The organism is Paenibacillus sp. FSL K6-2859, assembly GCF_038008265.1.
In the GTDB taxonomy this organism is placed as follows: Bacteria; Bacillota; Bacilli; order Paenibacillales; family Paenibacillaceae; genus Paenibacillus_AQ; species Paenibacillus_AQ nitricinens.
This window is the reverse complement of record NZ_JBBOYU010000001.1, coordinates 3052250-3067463: the sequence shown is the minus strand read 5'-3', so window position 1 is coordinate 3067463 and position 15214 is coordinate 3052250. Positions and strand designations below refer to the sequence as shown.

The 15214-nt window shown below is 43.2% G+C and carries 19 protein-coding genes; 5 read left to right on the top strand and 14 right to left on the bottom strand.

Going from position 1 to position 15214, the window contains the following annotated elements; translation table 11 throughout:
• Nucleotides 1–307: 307 nt before the first annotated feature.
• On the top strand, nucleotides 308–1546 hold the full coding sequence (locus MHB64_RS13535; protein ID WP_341134614.1) for a nucleotidyltransferase: 1239 nt from the start codon (nucleotides 308–310) through the stop codon (nucleotides 1544–1546).
• On the opposite strand, the gene MHB64_RS13530 is transcribed toward MHB64_RS13535, so the two are convergent.
• Nucleotides 1536–2573, bottom strand: a complete 1038-nt coding sequence (locus MHB64_RS13530) for a SepM family pheromone-processing serine protease (RefSeq protein ID WP_341134613.1) — start codon at nucleotides 2571–2573, stop codon at nucleotides 1536–1538. The two genes, MHB64_RS13535 and MHB64_RS13530, sit on opposite strands and share 11 nt — an antisense overlap.
• Nucleotides 2574–2725: 152 nt before the next feature.
• Here MHB64_RS13530 and MHB64_RS13525 point away from each other — a divergent pair, with 152 nt between their 5' ends.
• Nucleotides 2726–3952, top strand: coding sequence for a nucleoside recognition domain-containing protein (locus MHB64_RS13525; RefSeq protein ID WP_341134612.1), 1227 nt, complete (start codon nucleotides 2726–2728; stop codon nucleotides 3950–3952).
• Here MHB64_RS13525 and coaD read toward each other — a convergent pair.
• The 8 genes from coaD to MHB64_RS13485 all read right to left on the bottom strand — a co-directional run bounded on the left by coaD (nucleotide 3924) and on the right by MHB64_RS13485 (nucleotide 9956).
• On the bottom strand, nucleotides 3924–4442 hold the full coding sequence (gene coaD, locus MHB64_RS13520) for a pantetheine-phosphate adenylyltransferase (protein WP_094874348.1): 519 nt from the start codon (nucleotides 4440–4442) through the stop codon (nucleotides 3924–3926). The two genes, MHB64_RS13525 and coaD, sit on opposite strands and share 29 nt — an antisense overlap.
• Nucleotides 4426–5034, bottom strand: coding sequence for a 16S rRNA (guanine(966)-N(2))-methyltransferase RsmD (rsmD, locus tag MHB64_RS13515; RefSeq protein ID WP_341134611.1), 609 nt, complete (start codon nucleotides 5032–5034; stop codon nucleotides 4426–4428). The genes coaD and rsmD overlap by 17 nt, the downstream gene beginning before the upstream one ends.
• A 697-nt stretch (nucleotides 5035–5731) precedes the next feature.
• The gene (locus tag MHB64_RS13510; RefSeq protein ID WP_094878495.1) at nucleotides 5732–6190 is read right to left on the bottom strand and encodes a DUF6773 family protein; all 459 of its coding nucleotides are present in this window, start codon (nucleotides 6188–6190) and stop codon (nucleotides 5732–5734) included.
• Nucleotides 6191–6895: 705 nt separating this feature from the next.
• Entirely contained in the window at nucleotides 6896–7000 is a 105-nt protein-coding gene (locus MHB64_RS13505; RefSeq protein WP_094874345.1) for a sporulation protein YjcZ, read from the bottom strand.
• Nucleotides 7001–7119: 119 nt separating this feature from the next.
• Nucleotides 7120–7542: a hypothetical protein gene (locus MHB64_RS13500; protein WP_094874344.1), complete on the bottom strand. Its 423-nt coding sequence runs from the start codon at nucleotides 7540–7542 to the stop codon at nucleotides 7120–7122.
• 111 nt (nucleotides 7543–7653) lie between these two features.
• Nucleotides 7654–7938, bottom strand: coding sequence for a holin (locus MHB64_RS13495; RefSeq protein ID WP_094874343.1), 285 nt, complete (start codon nucleotides 7936–7938; stop codon nucleotides 7654–7656).
• 20 nt (nucleotides 7939–7958) lie between these two features.
• On the bottom strand, nucleotides 7959–8768 hold the full coding sequence (locus MHB64_RS13490) for a glycoside hydrolase family 73 protein (RefSeq protein WP_094874342.1): 810 nt from the start codon (nucleotides 8766–8768) through the stop codon (nucleotides 7959–7961).
• Nucleotides 8769–9347: 579 nt separating this feature from the next.
• Nucleotides 9348–9956, bottom strand: a complete 609-nt coding sequence (locus MHB64_RS13485; RefSeq protein WP_094874341.1) for a pentapeptide repeat-containing protein — start codon at nucleotides 9954–9956, stop codon at nucleotides 9348–9350.
• Nucleotides 9957–10079: 123 nt separating this feature from the next.
• Here MHB64_RS13485 and MHB64_RS13480 point away from each other — a divergent pair, with 123 nt between their 5' ends.
• The gene (locus tag MHB64_RS13480) at nucleotides 10080–10460 is read left to right on the top strand and encodes a PilZ domain-containing protein (protein WP_094874340.1); all 381 of its coding nucleotides are present in this window, start codon (nucleotides 10080–10082) and stop codon (nucleotides 10458–10460) included.
• A gap of 113 nt (nucleotides 10461–10573) precedes the next feature.
• Here the strand turns inward: MHB64_RS13480 and MHB64_RS13475 are convergent, their stop codons facing one another.
• From MHB64_RS13475 to MHB64_RS13455, 5 genes are read right to left on the bottom strand one after another with little or no spacing between them, the layout of a single operon-like run.
• Nucleotides 10574–11302, bottom strand: a complete 729-nt coding sequence (locus tag MHB64_RS13475) for a hypothetical protein (RefSeq protein WP_341134610.1) — start codon at nucleotides 11300–11302, stop codon at nucleotides 10574–10576.
• The gene (locus MHB64_RS13470; protein ID WP_341134609.1) at nucleotides 11296–11997 is read right to left on the bottom strand and encodes an ABC transporter ATP-binding protein; all 702 of its coding nucleotides are present in this window, start codon (nucleotides 11995–11997) and stop codon (nucleotides 11296–11298) included. Before MHB64_RS13470 ends, MHB64_RS13475 begins: the two co-directional genes overlap by 7 nt.
• A gap of 11 nt (nucleotides 11998–12008) precedes the next feature.
• Nucleotides 12009–12383, bottom strand: coding sequence for a GntR family transcriptional regulator (locus MHB64_RS13465; RefSeq protein ID WP_094874337.1), 375 nt, complete (start codon nucleotides 12381–12383; stop codon nucleotides 12009–12011).
• Nucleotides 12384–12385: 2 nt separating this feature from the next.
• Nucleotides 12386–13132, bottom strand: a complete 747-nt coding sequence (locus MHB64_RS13460; protein ID WP_094874336.1) for an ABC transporter permease — start codon at nucleotides 13130–13132, stop codon at nucleotides 12386–12388.
• Nucleotides 13125–14081, bottom strand: a complete 957-nt coding sequence (locus MHB64_RS13455) for an ABC transporter ATP-binding protein (protein ID WP_094874335.1) — start codon at nucleotides 14079–14081, stop codon at nucleotides 13125–13127. The genes MHB64_RS13460 and MHB64_RS13455 overlap by 8 nt, the downstream gene beginning before the upstream one ends.
• A 199-nt stretch (nucleotides 14082–14280) precedes the next feature.
• Between MHB64_RS13455 and MHB64_RS13450 the strand changes: the two genes are divergently transcribed.
• The gene (locus tag MHB64_RS13450) at nucleotides 14281–14652 is read left to right on the top strand and encodes a hypothetical protein (RefSeq protein ID WP_094874334.1); all 372 of its coding nucleotides are present in this window, start codon (nucleotides 14281–14283) and stop codon (nucleotides 14650–14652) included.
• Between the two features lie 131 nt (nucleotides 14653–14783).
• Nucleotides 14784–15155 (top strand): hypothetical protein, encoded by a 372-nt coding sequence (locus MHB64_RS13445; RefSeq protein ID WP_094874333.1) that lies wholly within the window; start codon nucleotides 14784–14786, stop codon nucleotides 15153–15155.
• Nucleotides 15156–15214 lie beyond the last annotated feature (59 nt).

Genomic DNA, 15214 nt, shown 5'->3' with positions numbered 1-15214 from the left:
CTTATCACTCCCAAACAAACAAAATTTATTATACCTAGTATTATATACCTTTGTCAACCATTTTCCCTTTATATTGTTTCAGAAATTGGAGAGAATTATGATATAACTATTAGTGTAAATCAAAATGACAGCTTATGCGAACAGAGTTCCTAAAATTTATTCTTACTAATCTCTACAAGCATAAACACCTTTGGCGTTCTATAAGGACGAAAAGCGTTTAATCATGAAATATAAGAGATAAAGGATAGGTGCATAATTTATACCTTCTTATATTTTAAATAATGGTTACTTATGGAGGGAAGCAGCAGTGACAACGGTTGGAATAGTAGCAGAATACAACCCATTACATAACGGTCATGTACACCACTTCACCGAAGCCAAAAGACTATCAGGCGCTGATCGCGCCATCGTCGTCATGAGTGGCCCCTTTACTCAGCGCGGCGAGCCGGCGGCGGTAAGCAAGCAAGCCCGGACAGAGATGGCGCTACGAATGGGCGCCGACCTCGTCATTGAGCTGCCGGTCTCCTATGCTGTACAGCCGGCAGAATGGTTCGCCTTCGGAGCAGTTGCACTGCTGGAAGCGACCGGGGTCGTGGACAGCTTGTGCTTCGGCTCCGAAGCCGGCACTTTGGGTTCGCTGCTTCCTCTGGCCAAGTATTTGGCAGAGGAAAGCAGCGAACTTCAGAGCGAGATCCGCCGCCGTATGGCGCTCGGAGCGAGCTTCCCCGCCGCGTACAGCGCAGCGGCGGCGGTGGCCTTTGAAGGGACTCTCCATGAAGAGGAGAGTCCTGGCGATGCCGGCAAGCTGCTGCGCCAGCCGAATAACAGCCTTGGCTTGCATTATCTCATCGCCTTGCAGCGGCTAAATAGCAAGATCGAGCCGCTAACCGTTCCGCGAACGGCAGCCGGATTCCATGATCCTTTGCAAGTTGGCTCATCGATCGCAAGCGCCACTGCTATTCGCAAGCTGCTGCAAGAAGGCGGCTCTCCAGCAGCATACATGCCGGAATATAGCGTGTCCATATTAGAAAGAGAGCATGCAGCAGGTAGAGGTCCTCTGGAATTGGAGCATTTCCGAGGTCCCCTCCGTCACCTGCTCTCTACACGTACCGCTGCCGAGCTACGAACCATCCAAGACATGAATGAAGGCTTGGAGAATAGAATCCTTCGTCTTATGCCCGATCTTGAGCAATTCTCTATCTCAGGTTTGCTTCAAGCCCTTAAGAGCAAGCGTTATACGCATACACGACTGCAACGTCTTCTGCTACACATTTTGTTAAATCATACAAAGGAAGAAACGACCCCTTCTGTACTGGCAGAGGGGCCCGGATATATTCGAATCCTTGGTTTTAGAGAAAGTGGACGAGCTCTACTTAAAGAGATGAAACAAAAAGCAACCTTACCCATCGTCATGCGGCCGTCACTGTGCTCCCATCCACAACTTGAGCGAGACCTCCAAGCCGCATCTGCTTTCGCAGGAGCTTTTCGAGAACCTCACAGAACCGATATGTATCGCGATTATTTGGAACCTCCGGTCATGGTTTGACCGGTAGTTCCTCCATATACTTCAGTGCTTCATCCAGTGTCGATACGGGTACCAACTTCATCGATGTGCCGATTTTATCAGCTTTCGTTTTGGCTTCGTCGTAATTCTTAACAGGAACGAAAAAAATCTCCGCCCCTTCTCGATCTGCAGCAACAATCTTATGCTTCACTCCACCGATAGCACCTACCACACCCTCAGCGTCGATCGTGCCCGTTCCTGCAACCCTATGACCTTTGGTTAAATCACCAGGCGTAAGCCGGTTGTAAATCTCCATAGTGAACATCAGACCTGCAGAAGGACCGCCAACATTCGTATCCACAAAGCTGACCGCTTTGCCTTGCTCTTTAGGTTTTACCTTTTGAACTGCGGCTATAGTGACACCAAAACCAGGTCGAACTGCAGTACCTTCTTTATCTTTAATCTCGACTAGTGTCACTTGCTCCTTTACTTCCTTACCGTTTCTTTGTAAAACAACGGCGACCTGATCACCGATTTTTTTAGTTGAAAGCAACGTGGCTAGAGCTTCTGGATCCGGTACCTTCTGTCCTTCAACACTAATGATTCTGTCACCCGGCTGGAATTGCCCTTTATTACTTGCTACTGGCACCGAAAAAACATACAAATAATCCACTACATCCTCATACGGAATCCCTGCAGCATGATAGGCCGCCTGAACGGAGTAGGATTGCGAGCTGTTCATATAAAAAACCTGCTCCGCAGCATACTCATCTTCAGACTTATCTCCTAATCGTGTTTCTTTCCGGACAACCTCTGAATTGGAGTTAAATACAGAGGCGACCAGCAACGCCACATTAGCGTAACTAGCAGATACTGTAGTCATCATGAAGGTTCCTTCTTCAGCTGGATCAGCATTCTCCACTTTAATCATAGGGGCAACTTCAGATGCACTACCCGGTTGATATACAATGTACGGGGTGTTCATAAAAACAAATACATACACGATAACTACTAACGTAAAGAGATAAGCTGTGGCACGGAATCCCGGCCGATGCTTCAACTGCTTCACTACTCTTCCCTTCTTTCCCACGGCACATTTAGGATATGAATGTTTGAACTTCATTACCGCTTCGACTAGTGGTTTGGCATGATGGTTGTCTACTCTGCATAAATTGATAACACATCCGCTATGCCTTAAGTTATGAAGAGGTGATTCTAGAAATGAACAATATTAAAATACGCCGGCTAGCTAGTCGCTCCACACCTTTTTTATCCGGGGTAATCGCAATCCTGTTAGCCATTGCCATCATCATCTCACCAGAAAGCTCTTTCGAGGCTTCTCTCCAAGGGTTAAAGCTCTGGTGGACACTTGTATTCCCTGCACTTCTACCCTTCCTGATGCTGTCTGAGATGCTAACCGCTTCGGGCTTTGTGCATGGTTTCGGAGTGCTCCTGGAACCCTTGATGAAAAAGGTCTTTCGACTGCCTGGCGCGAGCGGTTGGACTTTGGCGCTTGGAATCACCACCGGATTCCCAGGCGGGGCCGGAGGTGTCATGCAGCTTCATAAGCAGGGCAGCATTTCGGACAAGGAAGCTGCTCGTCTCGCCTCACTTACGCATTTCGCCAGTCCAGTAACCTTGCTCATTGTGATTGGTGTAGCTTTCCTACATAGTCCTACAGCAGGTTACTTTCTGCTTGCTATCCATTGGGTTTCAGGACTTCTGGCCAGTTATACAGACGCTCTGTTAAATGGCCGGCTAGACAATCCGCAGCCTACTGTAAAGGAAAGCATGAATACTAAACGACCTTCTTTATATAGTCGTGTCCAACTTGCAGCCACCGAAGCCCGATCAAGAGATGGCCGAAGCTTCGGTAGACTTCTTGGGGAGTCAGTAGCTACAGCGGTGCAAAATTTGATGGTTGTGGGCGGTTACATGATTATGTTCGCCGTGGTCATCAATATCATTACTACGGCACTTCCTGCTTTGCCAGCCGCTCTGCCAGCAAGCTTGCTCGAGATTCATTTAGGAGCAGACGCTATAAGCAAAGGACTTTCGAGCATCGGAGCCGGCTCTTCAGGAGTACTAGCCTTGGCCTTACTCTCTGCTGCACTAGGCTGGAGCGGGCTCTGCGCACAGCTACAGGTGCTGACGTTGCTTAAACAAGCAAATGTCCGATTCCTGCCCTATGCTGTCGTTCGCCTGATGCATGGCGTTTATGCTTTTTTATTAACACTGCTATTATGGAAACCACTTTTGGTAATAAGTGAAGCTGCTTTGCCTGCGCTCGCGGATTCACAATCCATACCAAACAGAACCATTAATGTAACTGCCATATGGAGCTCTTTTCCACAGTTGCTTAGTTTGCAATCTCTTCTACTTATCATCTTATTGGCATTATCCGCAGTGATATATCTTGTTAGTGCTTTTCGTCATCGACTCGATTAAATTTAAGCTTCATCGCCTGTTCCACCTCAGGTGTCACGAAGTCGGACACATTCCCACCAAAATGGGCAATTTCTTTTACAACGCTGGAGCTTAAATAGGAATATTTCGGATTAGTCATCATAAAGATCGTTTCCGCATCCGGATCCAGACTATGGTTGATGGATGCATTTTGAAGTTCATATTCAAAGTCAGTTACGGTACGAATACCACGTACTATGACTTGAGCATCTTTTTGACGAACATAATTGACTAGCAGATCCCGAAAGCTGTCGATTTCCACATTGGGAATATCAGCTGTTGCCTGTCTTAAAAGCTCTGTCCGCTCTTCTACTGTAAATAGCGGGTTCTTACTCAAATTATTAAGCACCGTTACGATCAAACGGTCGAATTGCTTGGATGCGCGCCGAATAATATCCATATGTCCCATAGTCACTGGATCAAAGGTGCCTGGATAGATGGCGACACGTTCTTTTCTAATTTGCTGACTCATTCTCTACCTCCTCACCAGTCTCACTTTCCACTGAAGGATTAGCTTCATACTGATAAATAGAAATTGTCGTTTCACCGTATACGGCCTGACGCAACCTATAAAATCCCGGGATATCCTCAGGATAGGCATAACTTGATTCATGCTCCAGAACAATGATTGCGTCCTCTTCCAGCATTCCTTTTTCTACCATAGACAGCATCAGCTCATCTCCGTGCTTCAATCGGTACGGAGGATCTAGAAAGACTAAATCAAAAACACGTTCCCGCTTCTCCAATGCACTGAGCGCTCTTCCTGCTTCATTTCGGTACACTTGCGCACTTGCTTCAAGATTAGTCGCTTTCAAATTGGCACGAATTGTGTCAATACTCTTAGGATCCATATCTACAAATACGGCGCTTTCCATCCCTCTGCTTAAAGCTTCGATACCCAAACCACCCGTACCTGCGAACAAGTCCAGCACCGCTCCACCTTCAAAATATGGACCGATCATACTGAATAAAGCTTCCTTCACCTTATCGGTTGTAGGTCTTGTTCCGCTTCCCGGTACACTTTTTAGTGGTCTTCCTTTTGCACTTCCCGATACCACTCTCACCGTCAATCACCCGCTCTATGTCTCTGTTTGTTATACCCAAAAGGGCATAAGTCCACGCCTATCGTAACACATTTGCGCGATGAAATAAAAAATTTGTCTAGATATGAAAAATGGAAATATCAAGACTATTCCGATAAATAAGCCTTCCTTATGTATAAGACTGGGCTTCCAGGGACATCATGTAATTATCGACACCACAAATGTCGTAGACAACCGCGGAGCAGGCTTACGTTTCCCCATAAGCTCTTCGTCCGGTTTCTCCTCTCCCATGAAAGGGGCCCTAGAGATAGGGCCCCGAATTTATGTTTAAAGAATTTATATAATCGCGAAACTATTTCTGGTTGTTTCTACTCTTGCCTATCTTAAGTTGGAGATCAATGGCTTATTTTTGTAGATGTCTCGTAATGAATAATCCTAATAAATGGATCAGTATTCCAACAGAAAACACAATTAGAGCTGTGGGAATACCTCCTAATCTAAGAGGAATTATCAAAACAGATAATCCTATCGTAATTCGACCTAGTAGATGAATGTATTTGAGCATTTTAAATTCAAGCCTCCTATACTTTACACCAACCGAGTGAGCTAGCCAGTAGTTATATGTTGATCATCTACTATCCAAGCAATAGTTTAAAATAGAACGAACTTTTAAAAACAGACTAAGAAAGAACATCGTGCTCTAAGACCTTTTATGTCATCAGCATTCCATATCTTCATCACTACTTATTTCATCATCAATTTGCCTCTGTCTTTTTTTGTTTATATTCCGTAATACAAGATGTGTAAGAAAATGAATAATCGTGACAGCAACAAAGATTAAAGTCATATTCCACACTTTTCTTTCTCCCGCCAAAATTATAAGAAGCGAAACACAAATCCCGCCGGAAATAATACTGTTAGTGAGCAGCTTTTTGTTGGTTTGATTTGGGGGATCCCAAATATAAACACCCACTGACAAGTTTCGTATCGTTATATATATTCCACTACCAATCAAACAGAAAAACTCGACTGCAAATTGCGCAAACGGAGCATTCATTATGAATTGTTGAATCAGTACTGAAATCATCAAACAATATACTAATATTTGATAAGCATCACTTTGAGTCATTCTTCTTTGCGATACAATTCGTTCATCATTAATTTTACTTTTTTTCATTATTATCCCTCCCATATCCCCAATTATAATATATTTATTACATAATGCAATTTATATATTGCATTTATTTGTGAATAAAAAGCAAACTCACACTATAAGTTTGCTAACGGGTATGTCAAACACAAAAGGACTGCCCTTTCGGCCGGCAGCCCTTAAATAGACACTCACTTCACGAATTTCCCAATAAGCTCTGGAACTACGCTCTCATATTGAACCGGATCCATGCGGAAAGCTTCCCATGACCGTAGCTCCCCCATGGACACACCATGAAGAATCACTTATGTGTTCTGGCCATTCGCTTCCAAGACGCGCTGAACCCCCTTCAAATAACCCTTGCACTCCAGCCAACCCAACCCGAATATAATTACCACTGCTATCACCATGTCCTCTAGCATCAGGCAGCAATATCTTATATTCTAGTCTTACGTATTACATTCTGGCATATCCGCTCATTTGAGTCGCATTTCCAGCATAACCATGCGCAATAATTACCGTCTTATCGGTGTGCTCAGGAGCTGCTATGTAGTACCTTCAGTATCTTTAGATTGTTCCACTTCCAGACTTGATTGAGGCACGTGCAATAGCGACATGATGGAAATAAAAGCTTCCAGCTGTTACGACAATGACTAATAGCACAATCAACATAACACGATAAAAAAAAGCCCACTTCCAGCACTAATGCTAGAAGCAGACTATTTCATATCTCTAGAATATACATGCGCTCGTAATAATTACTAACAAGATGAACAACACTAAGATTGCGCCTGTATTAGTAAAAGCGCCACCAACCCCACCAAATTCTGCACCCATGAGAAGACCTCCTCCGTATTTTAGAATACACCACAGGATATGTATTAATCCTCCAAGAAGATTGGGCGAACGGTTAAAAATAAAACCCCGCAAACTGCGCGAGGTTAGTGTAAAGATGTCTAATCAGAAACTAATATACCGTCAAAGCTTTCCGGACCCACACGAACTGTGCCGAGAAGATTAGATGAAACAAATGCTGTATAAGTGAGTTGAGGTGTAATTGCAGGTAAGAAATCGTCTGCTGAAAAGGTTATGACTTGCGGAGCCAATATACTTAGACCAAAAGTTGAAGTAGCAGAATATATAAGCGGATCGGTTGGTAAAGTTCCCCTTACAATAGTAATTGTGATTCCAACTAAAGCTAAAGGAAGAGTTACAGAGATCGTTCCTTTAAGCAGCACACGCGGATTTGTAGTCACCCCAGCAGTTATCAGCCCAATCTGCCCAAAAAGCTGTGGTGTATTAAGAACAGTTATAGGAATAGCTATAGAGTTGGCGAGACTGGCATTTTGCGACGTTCTTCCATCAAGATAAGTTCCCATCGTTGCACCCCCTTTATGATTGACATAAGATAATATATTAGGGTTCTCGATAGATTGCATAGTCACAATACCTGTATAAAACGATTGTTTTATAAAACAGATAGGCCGAGTCTATTTATCATCTGCTTTGGTTCCATCCCTTTTGTTAAAAGCAAGCTCAAATAAACCCGTCGCCGAAAGTCCTGCTAGCCCTCCAGCCCATAGCCGCAGGATCAGATTCATATCAGTGAACGGATAGGCCACTGCTCCAACCAGCAAGCCAATAGCTAATCCAACTACCGGTACAATATTCCGCGGAAGTTGCACGCTATTCTTCACAAGTTGTACAAGTGCCATTACAAAAACAGCCAGCACGGAAGCAAAGGCAAGCACACTGTTGAGAGCATCATTATACATGGTGTTTAATCCTCCTTATTTCATTTTCCACTACCAGGAGCAAGTAAGCCTGCACGGTTCAGCACGGTTATTATGCGATAGAAGTCATAACTGCCACCTGACGGTGTATCCAGCAGCCCTGCAGCACTCGCTGCTTTTACTGCCGCTTCAGCCCAAGGGGGTACATTCATCACTGCTCGGCCTTCGATTAAAGTCACACGATCCGAAAGCTTAGTAATCGACTGACCTTGTTCCTGCATACCTGTTTTTAGCGTATCCTTGCTATCCGTAAGGCTCACAATAAGAGCACGCAATTCCTTTATTTCCGTTTCCAGACTAACCAGCCTTTGTTTATCCTCTGCCGACATTTCGTCATCACCTTCCTTGGCTTCATCATCATATTTATACAGATTGTAGGTATTCATGATTTGGATTAGCTTTGCTGCATAGTTTGGGTCGGTAGCATAACCAGCGGCAGCAATCTCTTGTGCGGCTACCTTCCCACTAGCACCAAGCACCTTGCTGTAAAGATTGCGATTCCACGAAACCCCATTCACAATCAACGCGGAATGATCCGCAACAGATTCTCCCCAGTTGTTATAGGCCCGAAAAAGAGCTTCTACTTTAACAGCTTTACCATTAACATATTCAGTAGTTTGCACAGTAATACTACCGGCTGGTCCGCTGCCTTTAATCCCAAACAAATTGTTGGCCTTAACAGTCAATCCGCTGCTGCCAAAGCCCGATTCCAGCGCCGCTTGAGCTATCGTTAGCGATGCCGGAACCTTGCTGATCTGCATGTCCTTCACAGCAAAATTTGCGATTTTCGCAATAAACTCGGTCTCCGTCATTTCATCACTTCCTCTCCTTTTATTAAATGCTGAGCATAATGAAATGCTTGTGCATATCCCTACTAATAGAGCGTCTTTGCTAGATTCCAATCAAAAAAAACGTCAAAAAACGCGCCCAAAGAGCGCGTGTGAATATTTTACAATTCGAATGTGAAATAAGTAACGGAAAAGAAATAAATGAAGCATGCAACCCACATAGGGCTATTGGTCCTGCTCACATGAGCATTTTTCTTCTCGTAGATTCATAATATGTAATTATAAGTAAAATTGTCTTGAAGTTTCTTTAAAACTAGCGTAACATATAGTATTAATTGACTATATAGGAGGGTCTAATAGACTATGCCTTCATATTACTTTAGAGAACTATGGACACCCTTACGCTGGGTAGGCATTAAATTTTTCCGTGATGACGAAGGTTTTCTTTGGATTAAATGGTGGGCCAAACCCAGAAAAAGACTGCGTTAACCGTTAAGCAAGCAAATATACATAAGAAGTTTCATACCATGTACATATGTATTTCTTGATAACAATCTAAAGGGGCATCAACCGCTACAACATTAGCAGCTGATGCCCCTATTCCTAGTTACCTACCTTAGCCCCAAAAGAGCGTGCTAACAGTACAGCCTGATCTATATCCATACGAACTCCCCGTAGATCCAAACTCTTTAAATCAATGCCCTCAACCATAGCATCCCGAAGGTCAGCCCCCTTAAGCTTGCATTGAGACAATTGTACACGGCTGAGATCAGCCCCTCGAAGATCACTTTTTTGCAAATCACAACCCATTAGATCCGCTTCTATAAATCGAATTCCACGCAGATCCTGTCTACTAAGATTGGTATGTCTTAGGTTCGTGTAGGACCAGTCCCCACCGATAAGTGTGATCCCGTCTAAATAAGCATTTGAGAAATCAGAACCTACCATTTTACAATCTTCAAATTTCGATACGAACAGATTCGCACCTGTGAACTTACAGTTAGTAAAAGCCGAGCCTTTATGATGTGATGCATTGAGCATGGCTCCAGTAAAATCGCAATCTATAAATCGGCAGCCGATGGAAGTCATCTCTTCCATAGAGCTGCCTTTGAAGGAACACTGCTCAAATGTACAGTTATTTAGTTCCCCATCCTGCAGGCTTCCTTGGTCAAAATTGTGTTTTTGGAACGTTTCATTCAGGTATTGGTACATATTGAGTCTCATCACCTTCATTAGTATTAAATAAATTTATTCTTATTAAAAATAGCACTTTAGTAGATTGTTCTCAACAATCCCTTTCGATATAATAGCAAATAAACGATAGGGAGGTAAATTATGGATGTGTCCAGCAGGAAAGAACCATTCCGTTATGTAATGAACCAGCCGCTTGAATGCTGGATTGAAGTTCCTATGAGTAGCAGCGGCCCGGGTGCCGGTAAGTTAACAGAAGCTGTGTTGCTCGATCTTAGCCGATCTGGCTGCAAAGTGCGCACCCCCCTGAATCTTCGATTCACGGCGGGCGATACAAAGCTAGTGATTCATCTTCAATTAAACGAAGAAAAGCTTCAACTCGTGGGCAGCGTCCGTTGGGGCTGGATGTTTGGACTCGGCCAATACCAATATGGCGTTAAACTTAAATTGAACGAGGACGAAGAGGAACTGCTACATAGAGAACTCGATATATGGACAGCCTCTCTAAATGTAGAGGGCCTGTAGAATTCTACATAACAGATGCCCTTCTCATAGAAAGGCGTCTTTTTTTTTGCATAAAAACGAAGACAAAGCTAATCGCTCTGCCTCCGTTCTAAAAAACGTTATTTCACCGTGGCCTAAGACTCCACTCTTTTTTTAACGAGCTTAACCATAGCAAATACTAGTATCGCAATAATCACAGCTTCGAACAGGGTAGGAAGTAAGCCAAGAACATACTGAGAGGTCTCAATATTATTTAATTTAGCGGCCTCATCCGTCACTTCAAATCGAAAAGTTCTTTCCAAAGTGATATTTTCATGATTGAATATCAATGTTTCTAATAAAGAAATTATATACTGTATTACAAAAAAAACGGCTATCCCAATCCATACTCTTCCTTTCACTCTCACACTCATTGCAACAGTCATGGAGAACATCACGAGCAACATAGAGTAGGCGGAAGCCCAAAAGACTATTAGCATTGTATATGCGGAAATCAGCCAAAATTTTTCCGGTAAAAACGAAGTTGAAAACATCATAATATCTACTGCTAAATGAATATAAGCGACTAGAAATAAAGCGAGTAACGACCCTAAAAACAGCATTAACGGTGAGAGAACGGTATACAGGACTGGTACTGGCACAAGCCTCCGATTGAATAATCTCAGGTTCTGACCGAAAGTGCGCAGACTAAAAAAGAGAAGCACTACACCTGCTACGGCATAGGAAGTGATGTTCATCATGAACATGTCTTGATCAGAATGAACAGTAAATCCTATCACAAACTGCACAAGAATGGTGATTACAAAAACAGCAAGAAACTTATCCCTATCCCGTCTAAAATCATACTTCACTAGCTTTAGCATTCTGCGTACACCTCTCTGAACAGTTCGTCTATGCTTTTACCTTGGCGCAGCCGGATATCCTCTACCGCCGTATGCATCACAATTTCTCCCTCTTTTATAAAAATCACATCATCAAAGATCCGCTCGATATCCGATACTAAATGAGTAGAAAGGAGAATGGTGCTGTCCTCTTCATAAAACTCTACTAACGCGTTAAGAATTTTAGTTCTAGCTACTGGATCAACACCACCGATGGGCTCATCCAGTAAATACAGACTAGCTCGGCGTGATAAAGCAAGTGTAAGCTGTAGACGTTCATTCATCCCTTTGGACAAATCCTTCACCTTATCTTGAGCTCTTAGCTTCATAAACTCCAACATTCGAGAAGCCTTAGTCTGATCAAAATCCGGATAGAAATCACTTTGGAATTTTAGAGCATCCATAACATTCATCCAGGATTCTGTAAGCGGCTTATCGGGCATAAATGACACTACTGCTTGACTATCTATGCCTACAGCCCCTCCAATAATGGATACACGACCGGAAGTAGGCTGTGTCAGCCCGGCGATGATTTTCATAAGTGTACTTTTACCGCTGCCGTTACTGCCCAGCAGTCCCGTGATCTTACCCGCATTCAGATTAAAGGATACTCCGCGGAGGGCGTGCTTTGATCTATATTTTTTTACAACGTCATGAACCTCAAGTATATTTTCCAACCTGCTCCCCCCTATTCTCCATCCTTGTTTCGGATACTCTCTGCTACTGCCGCTAAAATATCTTCACCTTGAAAACCAAGGTCCTGCATGCCGCGAATGAAACGATCTAGTACATCCTTTGCCATTTCTTTTTTGATGGTCAAAATCGTACCTTCATTACTAGTGACGTATCTTCCCATTCCACGCCGGGTCTCCACGATTTCTTCACGCTCCAGTTCCTGAAAGGTTCTTTGTACTGTATTCGGATTAATCTGCAGGTCACTGGCAAGCTCTCGTACCGAGAGAATTTTATCTCCTGGTTTTAACTTACCTGTGACGATTTCTCCTTTGATGTAATTCATGATCTGAATATAAATCGGCAGGTTGTTATCGAATTCGATTGTCATGATTAAGCAACATCCCTTCGTCTAAAGACGGAGAAGCCTATGAGTAGAAAGACAGCTGTGTATAAAACTAGCATTGCTATGGAAAAGGTCAGCGTCATTCCAGGCATAGGTGCTCCTCCACCTTCATAAGCAGCTAAATTTAGGTTGGGGAATAATACATATTTATAAAATTCACGAAAAATAACCAATTTGTCTATCATCAGCATAAACATTGTAGCACCAATTGTAACACCCGTAGATGTTGTCAAAATCCCGATCATAAAAGCTAGTGTTGTATATACAACTGTACTAACTGAGTTATACATTAAACTGGTTAACATCTCACGGATACCAGCCTCACCACCACTCAAGCCAAACCATAAAGCTCCTGATGCAAAAACCGCCAACATGCCGACAACTGCCACTGAGAACGCGTAAATCAACACTACAGCATATTTGGACGCAAGTATTGCTGTACGACTTCTCGCACGGATTAGAAGGAATTTGATGGTGCCCTGACTATATTCTTTTGAGACAATACCCGCTGTTCCGATGATTGCGAGAATGGTAATCACTTGCCCAATTCCTTGGGAAAGCAGCATCATTGCTGAAAAATCATAAGCTGATCCAAACAGATCAGGTGAGACAGAATGAACAATGTAACCTAACAGCAGGGATAACAGAATTAATATCAGGTAAGGCACAAAAAACGTGCGTTTCTTCGAGAGCTTGAGCCATTCATTAACCACCAAATTATTAAAACTACGCAATGCGGTTCCCTCCTGTCCATTTCAAGAAATCTTCTTCTAAGCTTTGTTTATTCTCTGTAATCCGGAAAATACCTACCCCTTTATCACTAAAAGCAGACACTAGCTCTGGCACTCTACTGTCATGCAGACTTACTGTCACCTCAGAACGAGTACTGTCCATAGTTAATAGTTCTGCGTATTCTAACCTCCCCAAGAGGATTATTGCGGATTCAACTGAGGCTACGCGAATCGTTAGCTTCACTTCTGCAGCTGTCTCCTGCTCCCCACCAATCGCTGTAACGGTCACCAATTTGCCGTTCTGAATCACGATGGCACGATGGCATATTTGTTCGATTTCAGTCAGCAGGTGGCTGGAGATTAGAATGGAAATCCCTTCAACATCTGCGATTCTACGCATATAATCACGCATTTCTCGTATTCCTGCTGGATCAAGACCATTCGTAGGTTCATCTAGAATCAATAATTTTGGTCGGTTCAGTAATGCCTGAGCAATCCCAAGACGTTGACGCATACCCAGCGAATAGGCCTTCACTTTCTTATTCATTGCTTCCTGAAGTCCTACCAATTCTACAACCTCATCAATTCTGCCAGCTTCAATATTATCTGTCATTCTCTGGTATTGCTTTAGATTATCAAGCCCTGTCATATACGGATAGAACTCTGGATTCTCAATAATTGCTCCAATATGTCCAATAGCTTTATTAAAATCATTCTTAACACTGTGACCTTGAACGATCACGTCGCCTTCACTCATCCGTATAAGACCCGTCATCATCCGGATCGTTGTTGTCTTCCCCGCACCATTGGGTCCTAATAGCCCAACAATCTCTCCCTTACGGATATCAAATGTCAGCTTATCCACAATGGATTTCCCTTTAATGATCTTGCTTACCCCATTCATTTGCAGCACGATTGAATCTTGCATGCGTTCGTTACTTCCCTGCTTCATGGTAATCCTCCCTGCCATCTTTTTTATTATTGATGAATTCATTTTAATGTGTCGGTGTTATAGTTAAATAGTACACTAATATATTATTGATGTAAAGCCCGAAATTATGGATTACGCAAAATAAGGGCTTTCTATTAGACAATCTGCCAAACCAAAAATTGAAATGAACATAGATTAGATAACAAAGGAGGAATGACAAATGAAAAAAGAAGTTCATGTATCCCAGACTTACCCACGTTTGACCGTTTACGATGAAGAAAACTTTAGGGGTAGCAGTAGAATCTATACCGGCAACCTTGGCATTCGTAATACGGACAACATTCTAGATGGTATTGAGAGTCTTCGATTCTTCTCTACTAGCAGCAATGCAACATTGGTATTGTTCACCAGAACCCGGTTTAGAGGGAACTTCCGTGTACTTCGTGGAAACCACAGCATCCGTGATTTGGACGATTTCATTTCCGGTAATGATGTGGAATCCATTATTTCAACGAATCAAAGATTAACTCTCGAACAGATTCGCAATATCCGCAGCAGCGGCACTTTGCCTGCAGGATATCGCTTGATCTAACATTTTCATTCAACAAAAAAGGAGCAATCTGGAGCTACTGCCCAGGTTACTCCTTTTTCCTAAGTTATCTTCTGAGGTCAAATAGTCAGGAGATTTACCTGCTAAGTCAATCCAACAAGGAGAGATAAAATATGGTAACCATAAAAGCAGCGTCCGTAATCTATCCCAGATTAAGAGTATATAGTGAGGAGAACTTTCGTGGACTCCGCAAAACCTATCGCGGCAACCTAGGCATTGCAGATATTGATGCAATCCTTACTGGAATAGAAAGCTTACGCTTTTTCTCCACGAATCCGAACGCTACGCTTGTGCTGTTCGATCGTTCTCGCTTCCGTGACAATTTCGTAATTCTGCGTGGTAACCGCAGCATTCGTGAACTGGATGACTTTCTCCGTAGAGGAGATGTCGAATCGCTCATTTCAAGCAATCAGCGGCTGACTCCAGCGCAGGTTCGCACCATACAGCGCACTGGTAGCTTGCCTTCAGGATATCGTTTAATTTAATCACTTAAGGACGTAGTTAAGCGATAAGCTTAAGGTGCGTCCTCATTTATTTTCCGCTA

What these genes read in the sequence shown, in the direction of transcription:
- MHB64_RS13525 (WP_341134612.1), top strand. Translation starts at nt 2,726, where the DNA reads ATGAACAATATTAAAATACGCCGGCTAGCTAGTCGCTCCACACCTTTT.
- MHB64_RS13495 (WP_094874343.1), bottom strand. Translation starts at nt 7,938, where the DNA reads ATGTATAATGATGCTCTCAACAGTGTGCTTGCCTTTGCTTCCGTGCTG.
- MHB64_RS13465 (WP_094874337.1), bottom strand. Translation starts at nt 12,383, where the DNA reads ATGACAATCGAATTCGATAACAACCTGCCGATTTATATTCAGATCATG.
- MHB64_RS13450 (WP_094874334.1), top strand. Translation starts at nt 14,281, where the DNA reads ATGAAAAAAGAAGTTCATGTATCCCAGACTTACCCACGTTTGACCGTT.
- coaD (WP_094874348.1), bottom strand. Translation starts at nt 4,442, where the DNA reads ATGAGTCAGCAAATTAGAAAAGAACGTGTCGCCATCTATCCAGGCACC.
- MHB64_RS13505 (WP_094874345.1), bottom strand. Translation starts at nt 7,000, where the DNA reads ATGGGTGCAGAATTTGGTGGGGTTGGTGGCGCTTTTACTAATACAGGC.
- MHB64_RS13480 (WP_094874340.1), top strand. Translation starts at nt 10,080, where the DNA reads ATGGATGTGTCCAGCAGGAAAGAACCATTCCGTTATGTAATGAACCAG.
- MHB64_RS13475 (WP_341134610.1), bottom strand. Translation starts at nt 11,302, where the DNA reads ATGCTAAAGCTAGTGAAGTATGATTTTAGACGGGATAGGGATAAGTTT.
- MHB64_RS13445 (WP_094874333.1), top strand. Translation starts at nt 14,784, where the DNA reads ATGGTAACCATAAAAGCAGCGTCCGTAATCTATCCCAGATTAAGAGTA.
- MHB64_RS13500 (WP_094874344.1), bottom strand. Translation starts at nt 7,542, where the DNA reads ATGGGAACTTATCTTGATGGAAGAACGTCGCAAAATGCCAGTCTCGCC.
- MHB64_RS13490 (WP_094874342.1), bottom strand. Translation starts at nt 8,768, where the DNA reads ATGACGGAGACCGAGTTTATTGCGAAAATCGCAAATTTTGCTGTGAAG.
- MHB64_RS13510 (WP_094878495.1), bottom strand. Translation starts at nt 6,190, where the DNA reads ATGAAAAAAAGTAAAATTAATGATGAACGAATTGTATCGCAAAGAAGA.
- MHB64_RS13455 (WP_094874335.1), bottom strand. Translation starts at nt 14,081, where the DNA reads ATGAAGCAGGGAAGTAACGAACGCATGCAAGATTCAATCGTGCTGCAA.
- MHB64_RS13485 (WP_094874341.1), bottom strand. Translation starts at nt 9,956, where the DNA reads ATGTACCAATACCTGAATGAAACGTTCCAAAAACACAATTTTGACCAA.